An 18,987-nucleotide genomic window follows, 5' to 3' on the forward strand; every position below is an offset into this window, starting at 1 on the left:
TGGTTTGTTTTCTGTCCAATGCAGATCACCAAAACAAAGCCGCAGAAACGATTCAAGCCCTTGATCCGCAAACAAGAATACTCTTTATCTCTCAACAGCCAGATCATACAGCATCCTCTCATACGATCTATTCCATTTCCCCCAAAGATCCCTCTAGCTATGAACAGGCATTTCAAAGCATCCGGGAGGAGTACGGCGATGTAGACGGGCTGCTCTATCTGTGGCCAATAGAAGATACCACATGTATTGAAGACTATTCTGTCATTGTGTATCTGCTGCAAAGTATGGCAGCCGTAAAACTAAAAGCCGGACGTGTCTTGCTGGGAGGGCAGTTTGAAACAGGACTGGAACGCTGCTATCTGGATTCCTGGATTGGCTTTGAGCGCTCTTTAGGACTGGTTCTGCCCAATACGCAAGTTGCTGTGATGTATCAAAAGGGCAGCAGCTCAGAGGCGAAATCAACCATGGAAGATTGGCTGATCAAACTCTGGTCAGAACTGCAGGCCGAGAAACTCCAAAGCGTTTTCTACCAAGGGGGAAAACGCTATGTATATCAGATTCAGGAAACGTTTCTAGAGGCAGGCAGCAGCCTTTTACAGGCAGGAGGAACCTACCTCATAACAGGCGGGTGCGGAGGACTGGGGTTTATCTTTGCCCGGCACTTTGCCAAAACCCATGGGGTAAATCTAATCCTGACAGGCAGATCAGCCCTGGATGAAGAGAAGCAGGCAAAAATCCAGGAAATAGAAGCACTCGGCAGCCATGCCCTATACCTGCAGGCAGACAGCTGCGATGTAAGCAGTATGAAAACCGCTTTGGGAGAAGCGAAAGCAAAATACGGTGAGATCCATGGAGTGATTCATGCGGCAGGGCTGGCAGGCAGCCAAAGTCTATTTGAAAAAGACCTGGCAGGATTCCGAAAGATAATCGAACCGAAAATTAAAGGCACTCTGGTGCTGGATGAAGTGCTTCAGGAAGAGGCACTTCATTTTATGTGCTATTTTTCCTCCTCCTCTGCCATCCTAGGGGATTTTGGTTCATGTGATTATGCCATCGGCAACCGTTTTCAGATGGCGTATGCTCACTATCGGCAGGAAAAGCAGCTGGAGGGAAAGGCATATGGCAAGAGTCTGGTGATCAACTGGCCTTTATGGAAGGATGGAGGAATGGGAGTCGGTGAGGAAGAGAACAGCAAGCTCTATTTAAAATCCAGCGGCCAGCGTTTTTTGGAAGAGGAAGAAGGTACAGTTATGTTTGACTGCATTCTGTCCCAAAGTACAATCCAGCAGTTAGTATTAGTGGGGCAGCCCAGTCGGATAAAACGATTTTTAGGCTTAACTCAGGATGATGTTTCTCTTTCCCTCGTAAGCCTTAATTCACTGTCGAGAGGAAGACGGCCAGAAATGAAAGGCTTAAATCTGGAACAGTGTATTGAATGGGACTTGAAAGAATATATCAGCCATTTGCTGAAGATTCCATTCAATAAGCTGGATAAAGAGGACAACCTGGCAGACTTCGGCTTCGATTCTATTAGTCTGGCGCAGCTTGCTACCTTATTGCGCAGTCATTATGGAATTGAAGTGACAGCAACACTGTTCTTTGGATATTCTACAATTGAAAAATTGATCCAATACTTTGTAACTAATCATCATGATAGTATGCATGAATTTTATAAAGAAGAAGCTATTTACCAGCCCATGGGGCAAAAGGGTTCTATAGAAAAAAACATAGTGGGCCCAAAATTCCAAAGTACCAGATTTACTAGATTGAGAGAGAATACTGAGGATCTAAATCAGAAGGATTCTATAGCAATTGTAGGTATGAGTGGTAAATTTCCTATGGCTGAAGATGTGCATGAATTATGGAAAAATATTGTGGAGGGCAGGGAGTGTATTGCTGAGATTCCAAAAGAACGCTGGGATTGGCAAGAGTTTTATGGAGACTCTGCCAAAGAAGTAAATAAAACCAAAATCAAATGGGGCGGTTTTATTACTGGGATTGGTGAGTTTGATTCATTGTTTTTTAAAATTTCGCCTAAAGAAGCTGAAAGCATGGACCCTAAACAGCGTATGCTCATGACATTTGTCTGGCGGGCCATGGAAGATGCAGGGATTACCCCAAAAGAAATGTCAAAGAAATCTACGGGAGTCTTTATCGCGGCATGTCCTAGTGAATATACGGATTCAGTATCGATGCAGAATAACAGTTTGGCATTAACAGCTACTACATCGACAGTACTTCCTGCCCGTATTTCTTATGCCTTAGATTTGCAAGGTCCTAGTGAATATTGTGATACAGCATGTTCCTCTACGCTTGTCGCATTACATCGGGCAGTGCATGCTATTCAAAATGGTGAATGTGAACAGGCTATTGTAGGTACTGTTAATTTACTGCTTTCCCCTTTAGGATTTGTTGGCCTTGATTCATTGGGATATCTCAGTCCGGAAGGAAAGGTAAGATCATTTCAGGCGAATGCTAATGGATATGCGAGGAGTGAAGGCGTCGGTGCACTCATTATAAAACCCTTGCAGCAAGCGATTCAAGACAAGGATCAAATTTTTGCAGTCGTGAAGGGAACAGGTGTTTCTCATGGCGGCAAAGGTATGTCTTTGACTGCTCCGAATGCAAATGGAATGAAAGCAGCTATGATTCAGGCATATCAAGCAGCAAAAATTGATCCACGGACTGTATCCTATATCGAAGCTCACGGGATTGCTTCTCTTTTAGGAGATGGTATTGAAATCGATGCATTGAAGGCAGGTTATCAGGAACTTGTGGCACGGCAAACTTCACAAACGATGAAAAAGCAGCATGTCTGTCATATCAGCAGCTTGAAGCCGTGTATTGGCAATGCAGAAGTGGCTTCAGGAATGGCTGCATTGATAAAAGTCATTTCAGCCATGCGCAATAAGATAATTCCAGGAATTGCTGGTTTTACTACTTTATCCGATCAGATTTCTTTAGAAGGGAGTCCGTTTCAAATTGCCCCAGGGAACTGTGAGTGGAGTTCATTAAAGAATATTCACGGCAGCAGTTTGCCTCGGCGTGCCAGCATAAATGGCTACGGATTTAGCGGGATTAATGCACACGTAGTTCTGGAGGAATATATTCCTACGCAGGAAAGGGCGATTCTTCCAGAAGCAATATCTTATATAGTGCCTTTATCAGCAAAAAATAGAGATCGTCTTGATGATTATGCGCGAAATCTCCTTATGTTTCTAAAGGAAAGAGATGGGGCAGCGGCTGATTCCGTCCTTCATTTAGCGGATATAGCCTATACCCTTCAAGTAGGGCGCGAAGCAATGGAAAGTAGAATCTCCTTTATTGTAAAAGACATAAAGGAGATTATGGAAAAGCTGGACAGTTTCATCAATGGAACAGGAAATACTGAGAATTGTTTTATCGGAGACACTAAGCAAGGGATTGATGCTCAATTATTTGGGACAGATGATGATTTTGATGAGCTGCTTCAAAAGTGGATTGCAAAAGGAAAAGTGAAAAAAGTAGCAGAATTATGGAGCAGGGGGTCAACCATAAAATGGGAATCGATGTATCAGGATTGGAAACCTCAGCGAATCAGCTTGCCAACCTATCCCTTTGCGAAGGAATGTTATAAGATTTTCTCACAACAGGAAAAAAAATCTTCGGTTATTAGCGAAAACGCAGTTATACAACCCAAAAATGAGAACCTTGCTCAAGGCAATCTGAAAGATAACTTAGGATATATAACTAGATTAGTCCGGGAAACGTTAGGGCTGCCTGCAAATGTTGTAATTGACCCTCAGAGTCAATTAAGAGAATTTGGAATGGACTCTATATCTGGGATTCAGATACTGGAAAAGATACGGCAAGAACTAGGTGTCCAATTAGATGGCAGAAGATTTTTTTCGGAATTTACGCTGCAAAGTATTATCAGCCAATTAGAATCAGTATCCCAGCAAGATAAAGCTTTTCTATCACCATGGGAAATGGACAAAAAGCTACCTATGGACATAAAAGTAAATGTAACGGAAACTTCTTTTACGCATACTACTTTGCCGGAGAACGTTCTTTTGACTGGAGCAACTGGACTACTAGGGGCTTTTCTGTGCAATGAAATTCTGCAGCAGACATCTGCAACTGTATATTGCCTTGTTCGCGCCGAGTCAGACTCTTTAGGATTGCAGCGTCTACAAGAAAATTTAGATAAATTTTCTTTATGGCAATCGGGTTATCACTCCCGAATTATTCCTGTTTTAGGAGATATAACTATGCCCCAATTAGGAATGGAAAAAATGATGTACGACAAATTAAGTTATTCCATTGATGTGATTTATCATTGCGCTGCACTTCCCAACCACATATTAAATTATTACTCACTGAAAAGTGCAAATGTGAATGGGACTTTAGCGATAATAGAGTTTGCAGCAAGCGGAAAAATTAAGCCAATACATTTTACGTCAACCATTGCAGTTTGCTCACAGATGGACGGCGATATCATACTGTCGGCACATCAAGAGGAAACTTTGCTAGAACAAGGCAAGTATTTGACTAGTGGTTATGCGCAGTCTAAATGGGTATCAGAGCATCATCTTATGCAAGCTCAAGCAAGGGGAATTCCAGTTACTATTTTCCGATGCGGAGAAATTACTGGATCTAGTCAGACGGGATATGGAATAGCTGAAGATATGGTGCATAATTTTCTAAAGATATTTATTGAAGTTAACGTAATTCCAGAATGGAATGAAGGTGTAATGGATATCGTTCCCATTGACTATGTAAGTAAAGTTATTTTAACAGTGAGCCAGGAAAAAGACTGCTATGGGAAAATTTATCATTTAAATCACATACAGCCATTTTCAGTTAACGATTTTTTTACCTATCTAGAGAGAAGAAATCCTTTGCTCACAAAATCATCTTTTGAAGACTGGGCGGATTCTTGTTTACGCTACATTAGCGAATTAACGGAAAGTCCAGTGAAAACGATCATGCTAGGATTTTTTACAAAACTTGATTCTGGCCCTAGAATATTTGAGTATTATTTTACAGATTTGGGGTTAAAAAATGAAAATCTTCAGAAAGTCTTGCAAAAACTAAGCATTCACTTTCCGCAGATGGATGATCAATGGTGGGAAAAGTGCATGAAGCAAATCGTGTTATGTGGTCAAAAAAACACTCAACCAACAGAGAGAAAAAAGGTTTCAACATCTGTTTAAAAAAGGCACATAATTACAGTTGATTTCCTCCCAAATACAGTTGGCTTTGGGAGGAAATCAAAAGAGTTACAAGATATTATTTATAGAAAAAAATGAATTAGGAGTAGAAGCGATTGAATAAAAGTCGTGTTAAGCTGGATCTAATTAGAGCAGAAGGCAGCTACAAAGCATATCTATGCTGCTGCTATTTATCTGAGAAAAATGATTATGAAAAAGTGCTTTCCTATTTACATGAACAAGAATACCATTATTACAATACATTGAAATTTGAAAAGCGGATGAGAAGTTATCTAATAGGACGTTTCGCCGCTAAGCAGGCAATAAGTGCTCTGAATGGGGAAAAAAATTTATCAGACATTATAATTGGATCGGGTATTTTTAATCAGCCGATTGTAGTTTCCAATAAACAAAACATTAAGGTTAGTATTACTCATTCGGGAAATCTAGGAGCAGCCCTTGCTTTTCCAGAGGCTCATCCCATGGGAATTGATCTTGAAATAATTAATTCCCAGCAAAGAGAAGCTTTAGAAGGTCAGGTGACAGAGTGGGAAAAACAGCAGATCATCTCTTTGCCATTCGCATATGATGCAGGTCTTACTCTTCTGTGGACAGCAAAAGAAGCATTGTCAAAAGTGATGAAAACTGGATTAATGACTCCCTTTCATGTATTTAGTATTGCTAATATGGAACGATCTAAGCACTTTATAATGTGTTATTTCGAGCATTTTCCTCAATATAAAGCGCTTTGCTTTCCTGCTGGCAAGTATATGTGCGCAATTGTTTATCCGTTAAAAACGGAATTAGGCTTTAATCTATATGAATTAGTGCAATATTTTTCTATAATTTTATAAATAATATCAAATAATATCAAATAATATCAAATAGTATCAAATAGTATGAAAATATAAGCATGGGGGAATAGAGTGTGAATAAAAATATGATGTCTTTTCCAGTTGAACCGCAAGATGCTTTTAATTATCTGGTAGGTAAATATTCTGCTAATAATCAGCTAAGTTACATCATGCGAATAAATGGAAGAGTAAATGAGACTATATTGAAGAAAGCCATGTATCTTTCGGTTGATGAACAGCCTATTTTAGGATGTCGCCTGATGGAAAATGATGATGTTGCGACTTGGGAGCGGCGAGGAGACCTTGACGAGATAGAAATGTGTACAGTTGTTGAGACACATGATGTTGAAGGGGAACTGCAGAAATTTATTGCTCAGTGTTATGATGCTGAGCATGATTGCCAAGTTAAATTAAAAATCTTTAGGGGAGAATTCGATACTGTTTGTTTGAAAGTTAATCATGCATGCTGTGATGCGGGCGGATTTAAAGAATACTTACATACTTTAGCGAATATTTACAATCATATTTTTAATGAGCAACTGTATGTTTTAGAACCCTGTTCTCCTAATAGCCGCAGTCAAAGTTCGATTTTTCAGCTTCCGGAAATTATAACTAAAATTAATACTATGGTAGGCGAAGAAGACAACCAAGGACATACGGTAGGATTTCCTTTTGTTGCTGGTGAGAATACAAAACAAACACTTGTAATCAGAAACATAAACCAACAAGAATTTAATGCAATAAAAATGCATGCACGTCGGAATGGAGCTACAATTAATGATGTTTACCTGACTGCTTATAGCCGTGCCCTTTCAAACATTGCTGAATTAGAAAATGAAATCATATCTGTGTGTTTTACAGCTGATCTACGTAAATATATGCCTAAGGATAAAAATAGAGCGATGTGTAATCTCTCAGGAATGAATTCCATTCATATCAATCGAAATCTCGCTGAATCTTTTGGTGAAACATTAAGTAAAGTAGTAAGTAAAACGAAAAACATAAAAGATGATTTTCCTGGTATAAATATGGCGCTCTACTTTGAGACACTAGCAAATTTAAAATTCAAGGAGGTTAGAAATCAAATAAGAAAGTTTTGTGAGGAAAGTGCAAAAACAAAATTTTGTAATCCCTGGATTTCCAATGTAGGAATATTGTCTGATAGTCGAATTACGCTGGGGCGGACAGAAGTCGAAGAGTGTTATATGATAGGAACAGCAAGCTATGCACCGGGGCTTATGATGCTCGTGAGTACATATGATAATACATCGACTTTATCCATAAACTTTTTTCAATCAACAATGGAAAAAAAGAATGTTGAGGAATTGATGGATAGCGTATTTACTGACATAAAGAGCTGGGTAAAAATATAAGAAAATTAAATTTATGTGTTACGCTAATATGGAACGATCTGAGCCGTTATAATGCGTTATTTCAAGAATTCCTTAATAAAGTGCTTTGATTTTCCATTGGTAAGTATATGTGCGCGATTGTTTCTATAACATAATTATTCTGTCGTTTTTAGTAATATGATTCTGAATAATAGAAAAAGAGAGATTTGTCTGGTATAATAAAGCAACCAAGCGATTACTGAGAATGAAAAATTTGGTGCATGCTAATATCTTGTTATAATAGACTGTTGGAGATCATGATCGAATATCAAAGAGATTGTTTGCTCACGTCTTTACCAGGAATGAGCAGTGGCCTACGTTAATACCTTTTAACTGTTCGATTACCAATATTATCCAATATGGCAACATATAAAAGAATGGAGTGAAAATAGCAATGGACGTTCTTAAATTTTTAGCGAATGGACCTGTCATTCCATCTGCACGCTCGATGGAAGATTTCAAAATCGCCTTAACGCACACGGTATCTCCGAGTGTAGTGTTATTATTTGGCGACATTAATACTTTACCAACACTCATTTCCCAGGCAAATGAGCACAAAAAACGCATTATTCTGCATTTAGATTTATTTGATGGTGTTGGTAAAGATAAGGCAGGCATTAAATTTTTAGCAAGATTAGGCATACACGCGATTATCACAACAAAGTCACATCTTTGCCGATTTGCAAGAGACGAAGGTATGATCGTTGTACAGCGTCTATTTTTAATGGATTCGGATTCATTACGCACGGGATTGAATCTAATACGCAATTTTAAACCTGATGCCATTGAAATCTTGCCAGGTTCAGTTCCGGCTAGCGCTGTAGAAGAATTAGTTCGTGAAACGGGTATTCCCATTTTAGCAGGCGGCTTAATACGTACCAAGGAAGATGTTAAGACTGCCATTGAGAGAGGTATTTCGGCTGTAAGTACAAGTCGTCGAGAATTATGGGACGATATTATGGTAAATAAAGAATAGAGACAGAAAAGAAAAAAAATTCAGTTTATTTAGCAGGGATTTTAACTTTAATACAGAAGTAAGGTATTATAACTAAGGGAGAGTAAAGAGCACCATTAATTTTTCAGCTTCTACCAAAAATAAATAATTAAGACTAGAGATTAAAGAGAAGTCTGTTTATTCCTCCGAATATATATATGTGAGAGGTGTAGGTAGAGGTCTCTTTTTATTTAAGTATTATCATAATGGCTCTCAAAGAAAATTGAGGTGAGTAAGCAATGAAAGTAGACATTCTTGAATATCTGGCAAGTGGTCCTGTGATTCCAGCTGTACGGTCCATGGAGGATTTTAAGTTAGCTTTAACTCATACACTTTCTCCCAGTGTAATACTGCTTTTTGGTGATATTAATATGCTGCCAATTTTGGTTTCTCAGGCCAATGACTATCAGAAACACATTATATTGCATTTAGATTTATTTGATGGTATCGGGAAAGACAAGGCTGGGATCAAGTTCTTAGCTCGCTTGGGAATTCACGCAATTATCACAACTAAATCTCATCTTTGCCGTTTTGCTCGAGACGAAGGCATAATTGTAGTCCAGCGTTTGTTCTTAATGGATTCTGATTCATTAAGAACAGGTCTGAATTTGGTGCGCAATTCGAAACCTGATGCTATAGAAATACTGCCAGGATCTGTTTCCGCTAGTGTTGTAGAAGAACTGTCTCGTGAAACGGGTCTTCCCATTTTAGCCGGTGGGTTAATACGTACCAAGGTCGATGTAAATCATGCAATTGAGAGCGGTATTTCAGCTGTAAGCACCAGCCGACGGGATTTATGGGATGATATTTTGGTAGTAGTATAATAAAAAGGCAAAGACCTTATCGCATGATTTTTCTAGAATATGTTGAAATAATACTATATATTCAGTATATTTCGGCAGGAATTTTAAATTGTATACAGAAATATAGTAATATAGACATCAAGCATTAAATTGATAGCTAGACTGCATGAATTATCTGAATTAAGGATGAAATGCAATTTAAAATATAATTTTCAGTAAATTTAGCAGGAATTTTGATATGAGTATAGAAATATAATATATAGGAAATAGGAATATAATCGATAGCTAAAATACATGAACGTAAAACAATTATAAACTTAAAAATTAGTTTTGAAATGTTATAATTTTCAGTAAATTTAGCAGGAGATTTTAATAATGATAGAGAAGTATTGTATTATAAGAAATGATGCTTCCTCCGATTGTGGATTCAAAATAAATAACTTTGGACTAGAGATAAAGAGAAGTCCGTTTATTCCTCTTGTAATTTGTATATAGAGGTGTGAATGGGGTTCTCTTTTTCATCTAAATAAATAATGGGAAAGAGTGGTGATTTTAGAAAATAAAGGATTGAATTTTAGTAAACAAAAAATCAATTCGTAAATTTAAGGAGGAATTGGAATAATGCCAAATTTATTATTAGGTGAATTTTTAGGTTCTGCTATTTTCTTTGCTTTTGGTTGTGGTGTTGTAGCGAATGTATCGTTGAAAGAGTCTAAAGGTAATGGCGGTGGGCCTATTGTTGTTTACACTGGGTGGGCACTCGCAGTTATGATGGGTGTTACTGTGTCTCTTGCCCTTGGTAATACTGGTGATTTAAATCCTGCGGTTACATTTTATAAATTGCTAATGGGTGCGTATACAGTGCCTGTTGCTATTTCCGTAATGATAGCTCAAACTATTGGTGGTGTTCTTGGCGGTGCGTTAGTTTGGTTAGCTTACCTTCCTCACTGGGAAGCTACTGAAGATAAAGGTGCTAAGTTAGGAGTGTTCTGCACTAGTCCTGCAATTCGTAGCTATGGCGCCAATGCACTATGCGAATTTGTAGTAAGTACTATGTTATTTTTAGTATTCTTTTCTATGGGCAGTAAATTTGTTTCTGGTGCTAATGGCTTTCCTCCTGGATTCGGTACTTACATGGTTGGTATGGCTGTTTGGGCAGTTGGTTGCTGCTTCTGCGGACCTACCGGTTATGCTTTGAATCCTGCTCGTGATCTTGGTCCTCGTATTGCTCATGCTATATTGCCTATCGCTGGTAAAGGTGGTTCCGACTGGGCTTATGCTTGGGTACCTGTAGTTGCTCCTATGGCTGGCGGCGGTGCTGCGTTCGTAATTGCTAAAGCACTTGGACTTATTTAATAGTTAAATTGTAGTTAGTTGTTTAAAGTATATTTATTTAAGTAAATCTTTGGAGAGTATAAGTAGAGGTTAAATATCTCGAAATATAAAAGGAGTGACTTTTGAAAATGACAAAGAAATATGTAATGGCCCTAGATGCAGGTACTACAAGTAACAGAGCGATAATATTTGATCAGGATTCCAATATTATTGCAGTAGCGCAAAAAGAATTTACGCAAATTTTCCCTAAAGCTGGTTGGGTTGAGCATGATGCGGATGAAATTTGGAGCACGCAAATTGAAGTAATGAAACAAGTTGTCCTGCAAGCTGGTCTAAGTGCTACTGATATTGCCGCGATTGGTATCACTAATCAACGTGAAACTGCAGTAGTTTGGGATAAAACCACTGGCAGACCAATTTATAATGCAATTGTATGGCAATCTCGTCAAACTATGGACATCTGCAATGATTTAAAAGCTAAAGGTTTGGAAGATGAATTCAAACAAAAAACAGGTTTAGTTGTAGATGCATATTTCTCTGGCACAAAAGTAAAATGGATTTTAGATCATGTAGAAGGTGCTCGTGCGAAAGCGGAAAAATGTGAATTGCTGTTCGGTACCATTGATACTTGGCTTATCTGGAAACTGACTGGCGGAAAAGTACATGTTACTGACTATTCGAATGCTTCCCGTACGTTGATGTATAATATTCGCGAATTGAAATGGGATGCAAAACTACTTGAATATTTAACTGTTCCGGCGTGTGTACTTCCAGAAGTTAAATCTTCCAGTGAAGTATATGGTCAAACAGATGTTGCTGTCTTTGGTGCTGCTGTGCCTATCTCCGGTGCTGCTGGTGACCAACAGGCTGCATTGTTCGGTCAAACATGCTTCCAACCTGGTATGGCAAAAAATACTTATGGGACTGGCTGCTTCATGTTGATGAACACAGGCAGTAAAGTGTATGAATCTAAAAATGGATTGCTTACCACTATTGCTTGGGGACTTGACGGAAAAGTAGATTATGCATTAGAAGGCAGTATCTTTGTTGCTGGATCGGCTATTCAATGGCTGCGTGATGGTTTGCGCTTGTTAGAAGCTGCTCCTGATTCTGAATATATTGCTAAAAAAGTAAAAGATGCTGATGGTGTATATGTAGTACCTGCTTTCGTAGGACTTGGTGCTCCATACTGGGATATGAAAGCTCGCGGTGCGATTCTTGGTTTGACTCGCGGAACCAGCAAATCTCATGTTGTTCGTGCGACATTAGATTCCATGGCGTATCAAACAAAAGATGTTTTAAGTGCAATGGAAGCTGATTCTGGTATTAAATTGCAAGCATTGAAAGTGGATGGCGGCGCTGTTGCTAATAACTTGCTAATGCAATTCCAAGCAGATATTTTAGGTGTTCCAGTAGATCGTCCTAAAGTAACTGAAACCACTGCTCTTGGTGCTGCTTATCTTGCAGGTTTAGCTGTTGGCGTATGGAAAACAAAAGATGAGCTGGTTAGTACTTGGCAGCTTGACAATCGTTTTGAACCTACCATGGATGGTGCACAAAGCGCAACTTTATATAAAGGTTGGCAAAAAGCGGTTAAACGTGCTATGGATTGGGAAGACTAAAACCAGCCCGAAATTAATACTTGTAAAGGGTTGAGATAAGAGATCCCTTTGTGTTCGGTTAAACGAATACAAAGGGATCACCTTTGCTTATAATCTAAAAAAAGAAAACTCGTTATGTTAATAATAAAGAAATATATGGATAAGATCTAACTGATAGTACTAAGATTTAAATGGAGTTAAGAACCAAGTCATCTCATTTTAGTTAATGCAAAAATAATAAGTAAGAAGGATTTTTTTTTAGAACGGAGAAAATATGACTGGTCCAGGGTTATGCCCTGTTTCATTTATTTCATTTTTAAAAAGGGGGATTGAGATGCAAAAGACGACAGTTGTAGTAATTGGTGGCGGTGCCACAGGGGTTGGTATTTTACGTGATTTGTGTATGCGAGGAGTAGATGCAATTCTACTTGAACAGCAAGATTTAGCGTATGGTACTAGCTCGCGTTATCATGGTCTCTTGCATAGCGGAGGACGTTATGCGGTGAAAGATGCCGAAGCAGGTAAAGAATGTATTGAGGAAAATACGATTTTACGTAGAATCGGCAGACATTGTGTAGAACAAACGGAAGGTTTCTTTGCCAGAACTCATTTAGACGATGAGGCATTTGAAGGAAAATGGGTGGAAGCATGCGCAAAAGTAGGAATTCCTACAATTCCTATTTCGGTAGAAGAGGCTCTTCGCTTAGAACCCAATCTGAGTCCCAAAATTAAGTCTGTATATCGGGTGCCGGATGCGGCTATTGATGGTTTTCGGATGGTTTGGCAAAATGTAGCGTCTGCCCGGAAATATGGCGGACGGGTACTAACGTATACCACAGTTATAGGTATTGAACACAGCAATAATCAAGTTGTAGGTATTAAAGTTCGTAACACGTTGACTGGTGAGGTCAGCAATATTGCTTGTGATTTCATTATTAGCGCTGCTGGTTCTTGGGCCGGGGAAATTGCTGCTTTGGCAGGAATTAGCGTAAATGTGCAGCCGGATAGAGGAACGTTAATTGCTTTTAATCATCGTATTACCAGCCGTATTGTAAATCGTTTGCGTCCTGCTTCCGACGGGGATATTTTTGTCCCTCATGGTTCGATTACGATTTTAGGTACAACATCTGCATCAGTAAACAAACCGGATGATACGGTGCCAAATGCAAAAGAAGTAGTAGAACTCTTAAATATTGGGGAAGCTTTATTCGAAGATATTAGGAGTTATCGTATGCTCAGAGCTTTTGCCGGAACCAGACCGCTGTATAGTGCCGATCCAAATGCAACAGGCCGCGGTGCGTCTAGAGGTTTTGTGACTCTTGATCATGCTCATGACGGATTAAAAGGCTTTGTCAGCGTAGTAGGAGGAAAATTCACTACGTATCGTTTAATGGCAGAAAAGGTAACAGATCTAGTATGCGGTTACTTGAATGTTAAAACACCTTGCCGTACGGCGGAAGAAAACCTTGTTGAGGATACTTCTCCAGCATTGATGGCGAAAGCTCGCCTATATTTCCCTGCTTATGGTGCCGAGCTTGCTGCTTCACGACTGGGATCAGAAGGTCTGGAAAAGGTAATTGCCCGTATACAGGAAAAACCTGAAAAACGCCAACTATTGTGTGAGTGTGAAAATGTAACCATGGCTGAAGTGGAAGAAGCAGCAGCTGACAGTACGAGCTATATGATTAGTGATGTTCGTCGCAAGACGCGTATGGGTATGGGGACTTGTCAGGGAGCTTTCTGCACATTCCGCAGTGTAGGTGCAGTCGATGCCAATGGATTGTCATGGGGCAAAGATACCAATGTGCTATTCAAAGAATTTCTGCAAGGTCGCTGGAAAGGGATTCGTCCTATTTTATGGGGCAATGTCATGCGTGAAATGGAACTGACCCGAGGAATTTATGAAGGAACTTTAAACATAAATGGAGCGATTGACAATGAGGGAATATGATATTGTAGTAATTGGTGGCGGCTTAGCAGGTTTAATGGCGGCAGCTGCAGCGACTAAACGCGGTAAGAAAGTAACAGTATTGTCTCTAGGTTCAGGAACCTTAACCATTGGAGGCGGCATCGTTGATGTAATGGGTTATTTGGAAGGTGGCATACCGGCAGCTACTCCAAGTGCAGGTCTATTACAAGTCGGCGATAAGCATCCATATAAAATGATTGGTCGACCAGCAATCGAAGAATCCATTCGATTCTTTAAAGAGATTTGCGAGCAAGAAGGATATTCTTATATCGGAAATCTAGACAAAATGCAATGGATACCGACTGCTGCTGGTACATTGAAACCAACTTGTCTTGTTCCCAAAACAATGGATACAACAGAACTTAAGAAAGCAGATAAAGTAATCGTATTGGGCTTTGATGCATTAAAGGATTTTTATCCTAGCTTAATCGCTAAAAACTTTAAAAAGATTCCTGCATTTGCGCAAAAAGAATATGAAGTTGTGATGATTGATCCGAAGTTATCTGAAGGACGCGACGTTACTGCTCTGGATGTGGCTCGTTGGTTAGATACGGAAGACGGTCTTGCAAGCTGCATTGAAAAAATGCGTAACGTAGTACCTTCTGGTAGTGTAGTAATCATTCCGCCAGTATTAGGAACACGTCCGAATTATTTGGTTAAAGAAAAATTAGAACAAGCTTTAGGGTGTACTTTTGTGGAAACTGCTTCTGTACCTCCGTCCATTACTGGTCTGCGTTTGCGTACTATGTTAGTGCGATATTTGAAGAAAAATGGTGTACGAATTGTAGAACAAGCAATTGTAGCGAAGTCCATTGTGGAAGAAAACAATTGTATGGCAGTGATCACAGAAGGAGTGGATCGGGAACGTACCTACTATGCTAAATCTTTTATTTTAGCAAATGGCGGTTTCTATGGAGGCGGCCTGCTTGCAGAGCCAGGTAAGGTAATCGAGCCTATTTTTAATTTACCTGTAGAGGCTCCAACAGATCATGAATTGTGGGCAAATTATTCTTTATTCTCTAGTGAAGCACAGCCTTTTGCTAAACTTGGTTTAGATGTTGATGAAAAAATGCGTCCTGTTGATGCCGACGGCAAAGTCATACTAAACAATGTTTTTGTTGCGGGACGTAATTTGCGAGGTTATGATTTCAGCTTTGAAAAATCAGGTAATGGTGTAGCAATTGCGTCAGGTTATCAAGCGGCTATGTCAGTGTAAGGAGAGAAAAAATAATGAAGAAACATCATAATAATCCGGATAGTTGTACAGCTTGTACCGTGTGTGTGGCTAATTGTCCAGTGACAGCTGCGACGCGCAAATTTCGTGGACCTAAAATGGTTGGCCCTACTTTAGAAAGAATGAGATTATCACAAGATGATATTGAGCCCTCTTTGGAATATTGCACCAATTGTAAGAATTGTGATATGTCGTGTCCTTCCGGTGTTCCTATTTCTACCCTTAATATGTTAGCACGGGCTAAACATTTTAAGAATCGTAAACGCAGTTTACGGGATTGGATTTTGTCACATGGGGAAAAAATGGCTAAGTTAAGTGCTGCTACTCCAGGCATGGCTAATTTAGGGATGAAAATGAGCCGGGGCATATTAAAAAAGATTGGCATATCTAATAAAGCGCCATTACCACCTTATGCATCTAAATCCTTTAGTAAGTTATTTAAGAATTTAAAACAAACCAGCTATCCTGATAAAGTTGTGTTTTATCCTGGCTGCTTTATTAACTATAATGATCCTCAAGTTGGTATGGATTTTGTAGCTGTCATGCAAGCTAATAAATTTGAAGTGATTATTGAAGAAGATTTTGTTTGCTGCGGTTCTCCTTTAGTTGTAAATGGCTTTTTGGATGAAGCAGAAGAAAATGCTAAAAAGAATATTGCAGTTTTAAAAAAATGGACCGACAAAGGATATCCGATCATCACTTGCTGCACCAGCTGCGGTCTGATGTTGAAACAAGAATATCAGGAACTGTTCCATATTGAAGGCGTGGAGGAATATGCGAAACATTTATATGATGCAGGTGAATTTTTGCTGGATCTGCATGATCAAGGACGTTTAAATACGAACTTTGGCACATTAAATGAAAAATACATGTATCATGCTCCTTGCCATTTAAGAGCACAAGGTATGGGCTTACCGGGAGTCGAGTTATTAGCTTTAATTCCAGGACTCGATGTGCAGGATGCAGATGCTGGCTGTTGCGGTATTTCTGGTAATTATGGTTTTAAAGAAGACAAATATGATATTTCAATGGAAATTGGTTCAGGATTATTCAAAACGATTAAGGAAAGCGGTCGTGATACCGTTGTTTCGGAATGCGGAACATGTCGTTTGCAAATTGGACATGGCGCAAATGTAAAGACGCTGCATCCTATGACATTAGTACGTAAATCCTATGAAGCTTTTCATAAATAAGAAAATGCCATAGTGAAATTCCTTAAAAATACTCTACCTGGTGGCTAATGCCTAATGCAGCAGCAAATCATAGTTGGTGAGAATTGGCCCTACAGTAGAAATATGGTTTGATTCATAGTGCTAAACGCTCAATACACATATGGGAGGGAGAACCTTATGATACAGAAAAGAGTAGGCCTGTTTCACTTGATGGTAGTGATGCTCGTTGGTATAATAGCACCAATTTTAGTGGAGTATATGGGGAATTTAGGATCGATAATAAGCGTTTTGGCAGTGGCTGGAGTTTCAACAGCCGTTTTAATAAGAACTTGGCCTCGGACTGGAGACATAGAGAGAAGTCAGGTCCAATCTTCTGTAAAGCAAACGCAATTGATTCCCCAAGTAGATATGTATGGTATTTCCGAAGATTTATCCTTTATATCCCAGCAATTGGCTTGGGTTGCAGGACATAGCAATACAGCTTTAAAAAAGCTAACCAAACAGTCTAATACTATAGCGCAAGAAAGTGAAACCACAGCAAGCAGTGCTCAGGAGGCTTCTGCAGGTGTAGAAGAAATTGCCTCTAATGCAGCGATTGTGGCAAATGCATCTCAGCAAGCTTTAAAGCAATGCCAAAGTTCTTCTCAATTAGCGTTGAACAATCAGTTGCAAATTACCCAGGCAAGCAATACAATGCTGGAAGTAGCCCAAGTAGTGGAAACCTCAGTACGTGATATGGAAGAATTGAATGTAGCATCAAAGAGAATTGGTGATTTCGTCGGGAAAATTCAAGGGATTGCCAGTCAAACGAATTTATTGGCTTTGAATGCAGCCATTGAAGCAGCCCGAGCTGGAGAACAAGGCCGGGGGTTTGCCGTTGTGGCAGAAGAAGTACGTAAATTGGCTAGTGAGAGTGAAGCCGTAACCCATGAAGTGGAAGAAACGGTGAGGGATATTACCAATCGTACGAACTATGTTACGGAACATATGCAAGGCGGCAAGGAAAAAATTCAGGGTATTGAGCAATTGGCAAGAAAATCTGCAGAGAGCATGCAGGAAATTGTCAAGACTGTTAACGAAATTGAAGGCACAGTAGAAAAATTGTGCAGCCTCTCTAATGATCAGCAAATGACCACAGAACAAATGGCTCAAGCAGTAGAAAGTATTGGAAGTGCTACTGTTGAAATTGCTGCTGGTACGCAAGAAGCACTGAAAAGTATTGATCAGCAGGAGCATGATATTGAAGAAGTATATGCATTAACAAAAAAAATGACAGCTGCTGTAGATAAAATACAAGAAGTTGCTGCGATTTTTAAAACTGGTAAAGAATTAGTATTTGGTTTTAATCCTTTTACAGCACCGCAAATAATTAAAGAAAATTATACGCCGATATTAGAAGCGATCGCCAAGAAATTGGGACTAGAACCTAAAATCATTATCGTTTCTGATTATGATTCGTTGGGACGGTCCTTACTGAAAGGTACAATTGATGTGGGGTGGTTTTCTCCTTTTGCCTATGTTTCTGCAAAAAATAAAGGTGAGATTACTCCGTTGGTGACTACGGTAGTGAACAAAAATGCTTCCTACCATGGTTATATCATTGCTCGTAAAGATAAAGCGTTTCATTCGATAGATAATCTGCAAGGCAAACGGTTTGCCTTTGTTGACAAACAATCAGCCTCTGGATATGTGTATCCAAAGGCCATGTTATTAGAACAAGGTAAAGTTCCGGAAACATTTTTTTCTGAAACGGTCTTTTTAGGCAGTCACAATCGGGTTATTGATGCAGTTCTGGATGGCACTGTTGACGCAGGGGCTACCTATTCAGAAGCTGTAGAAACTGCTAAAGAGTATGGACTTGCAGTACATAATTTGGTAATATTAAAACAAACCGATGCTATACCTAAAGATGTTATTGCTGGGCGACCTGGACTTGATGAACAGTTGTTGACAAGTCTTAAACAGGTTTTTATAGAAACTACCGATAGGACATCTACACATGCTTCAGTAATGAAAAAAACTGGATTAAATGGTTTTATTGAAGCCCAGGATCAGGTGTATGATGTGATCAGAAAAGCAGCCAATGTACTAAAATAAAAAGTGAAGAGAGTGTGAATGTAGTAGTATGATCAAGAAGACGAAAATTGTTTGTACAATGGGTCCAAGTACAGGAAAACAAGAAATCATGGAAAAATTAATAGATGCCGGTATGAATGTAGCCCGCTTTAATTTTTCCCATGGTGACCACGCCGAACATAGTGTTCGCATCAATATGCTGCGCGCAGCGGCAGCGGCTGCGAAAAAACCAGTAGCCTTATTGCTGGATACCAAGGGTCCAGAAATGCGCCTTGGGAACTTTGTAGAAGGCAAAGTGACCATTGAACAAGGCCAGAAATTTATTCTGACTTCCAGAGATGTAGAAGGTACAAAAGAAATTTGCTC

12 protein-coding genes are annotated in these 18,987 nt (G+C 39.4%); all 12 read left to right on the plus strand.

Annotated features, from left to right (window positions below; all coding sequences use genetic code 11):
- A partial coding sequence (locus BMZ99_RS24005; protein ID WP_139214843.1) for a thioester reductase domain-containing protein occupies positions 1-5,195 on the plus strand: 5,195 nt, incomplete at its 5' end.
- Between the two features lie 113 nt (positions 5,196-5,308).
- Positions 5,309-6,046 (plus strand): 4'-phosphopantetheinyl transferase family protein, encoded by a 738-nt coding sequence (locus BMZ99_RS24010; protein WP_090944004.1) that lies wholly within the window; start codon positions 5,309-5,311, stop codon positions 6,044-6,046.
- 74 nt (positions 6,047-6,120) lie between these two features.
- Positions 6,121-7,419: a hypothetical protein gene (locus BMZ99_RS24015; protein WP_090944007.1), complete on the plus strand. Its 1,299-nt coding sequence runs from the start codon at positions 6,121-6,123 to the stop codon at positions 7,417-7,419.
- A 412-nt stretch (positions 7,420-7,831) separates the two neighbouring features.
- Positions 7,832-8,413: a glycerol-3-phosphate responsive antiterminator gene (locus BMZ99_RS24020; protein ID WP_175490692.1), complete on the plus strand. Its 582-nt coding sequence runs from the start codon at positions 7,832-7,834 to the stop codon at positions 8,411-8,413.
- 257 nt (positions 8,414-8,670) lie between these two features.
- Positions 8,671-9,255, plus strand: coding sequence for a glycerol-3-phosphate responsive antiterminator (locus BMZ99_RS24025; protein WP_090944010.1), 585 nt, complete (start codon positions 8,671-8,673; stop codon positions 9,253-9,255).
- 600 nt (positions 9,256-9,855) lie between these two features.
- Positions 9,856-10,590 (plus strand): MIP/aquaporin family protein, encoded by a 735-nt coding sequence (locus tag BMZ99_RS24030; protein WP_090944013.1) that lies wholly within the window; start codon positions 9,856-9,858, stop codon positions 10,588-10,590.
- A 107-nt stretch (positions 10,591-10,697) separates the two neighbouring features.
- The gene (gene glpK, locus BMZ99_RS24035; protein ID WP_090944016.1) at positions 10,698-12,191 is read left to right on the plus strand and encodes a glycerol kinase GlpK; all 1,494 of its coding nucleotides are present in this window, start codon (positions 10,698-10,700) and stop codon (positions 12,189-12,191) included.
- 313 nt (positions 12,192-12,504) lie between these two features.
- Positions 12,505-14,121, plus strand: coding sequence for an anaerobic glycerol-3-phosphate dehydrogenase subunit GlpA (gene glpA, locus BMZ99_RS24040; protein WP_090944019.1), 1,617 nt, complete (start codon positions 12,505-12,507; stop codon positions 14,119-14,121).
- Positions 14,093-15,355, plus strand: coding sequence for an anaerobic glycerol-3-phosphate dehydrogenase subunit GlpB (gene glpB, locus BMZ99_RS24045; RefSeq protein ID WP_245755142.1), 1,263 nt, complete (start codon positions 14,093-14,095; stop codon positions 15,353-15,355). The genes glpA and glpB overlap by 29 nt, the downstream gene beginning before the upstream one ends.
- 14 nt (positions 15,356-15,369) lie before the next feature.
- Positions 15,370-16,566, plus strand: a complete 1,197-nt coding sequence (locus BMZ99_RS24050; protein WP_090944025.1) for an anaerobic glycerol-3-phosphate dehydrogenase subunit C — start codon at positions 15,370-15,372, stop codon at positions 16,564-16,566.
- Positions 16,567-16,722: 156 nt separating this feature from the next.
- A complete protein-coding gene (phnD, locus tag BMZ99_RS24055) occupies positions 16,723-18,642 on the plus strand; it encodes a phosphate/phosphite/phosphonate ABC transporter substrate-binding protein (protein WP_090944028.1) in 1,920 nt (639 codons plus the stop codon).
- A gap of 28 nt (positions 18,643-18,670) precedes the next feature.
- Positions 18,671-18,987 (plus strand): pyruvate kinase (locus BMZ99_RS24060; protein WP_245755143.1); only part of this gene is annotated, 317 nt, incomplete at its 3' end.

This window comes from Pelosinus propionicus DSM 13327, from assembly GCF_900114615.1.
Taxonomy (GTDB): domain Bacteria; phylum Bacillota; class Negativicutes; order DSM-13327; family DSM-13327; genus Pelosinus; species Pelosinus propionicus.

Coding starts and splice junctions, on each gene's coding strand:
- BMZ99_RS24020 (WP_175490692.1), top strand. CDS start 7,832: ATGGACGTTCTTAAATTTTTAGCGAATGGACCTGTCATTCCATCTGCA.
- BMZ99_RS24025 (WP_090944010.1), top strand. CDS start 8,671: ATGAAAGTAGACATTCTTGAATATCTGGCAAGTGGTCCTGTGATTCCA.
- BMZ99_RS24030 (WP_090944013.1), top strand. CDS start 9,856: ATGCCAAATTTATTATTAGGTGAATTTTTAGGTTCTGCTATTTTCTTT.
- glpK (WP_090944016.1), top strand. CDS start 10,698: ATGACAAAGAAATATGTAATGGCCCTAGATGCAGGTACTACAAGTAAC.
- glpA (WP_090944019.1), top strand. CDS start 12,505: ATGCAAAAGACGACAGTTGTAGTAATTGGTGGCGGTGCCACAGGGGTT.
- glpB (WP_245755142.1), top strand. CDS start 14,093: ATGGAGCGATTGACAATGAGGGAATATGATATTGTAGTAATTGGTGGC.
- BMZ99_RS24050 (WP_090944025.1), top strand. CDS start 15,370: ATGAAGAAACATCATAATAATCCGGATAGTTGTACAGCTTGTACCGTG.
- phnD (WP_090944028.1), top strand. CDS start 16,723: ATGATACAGAAAAGAGTAGGCCTGTTTCACTTGATGGTAGTGATGCTC.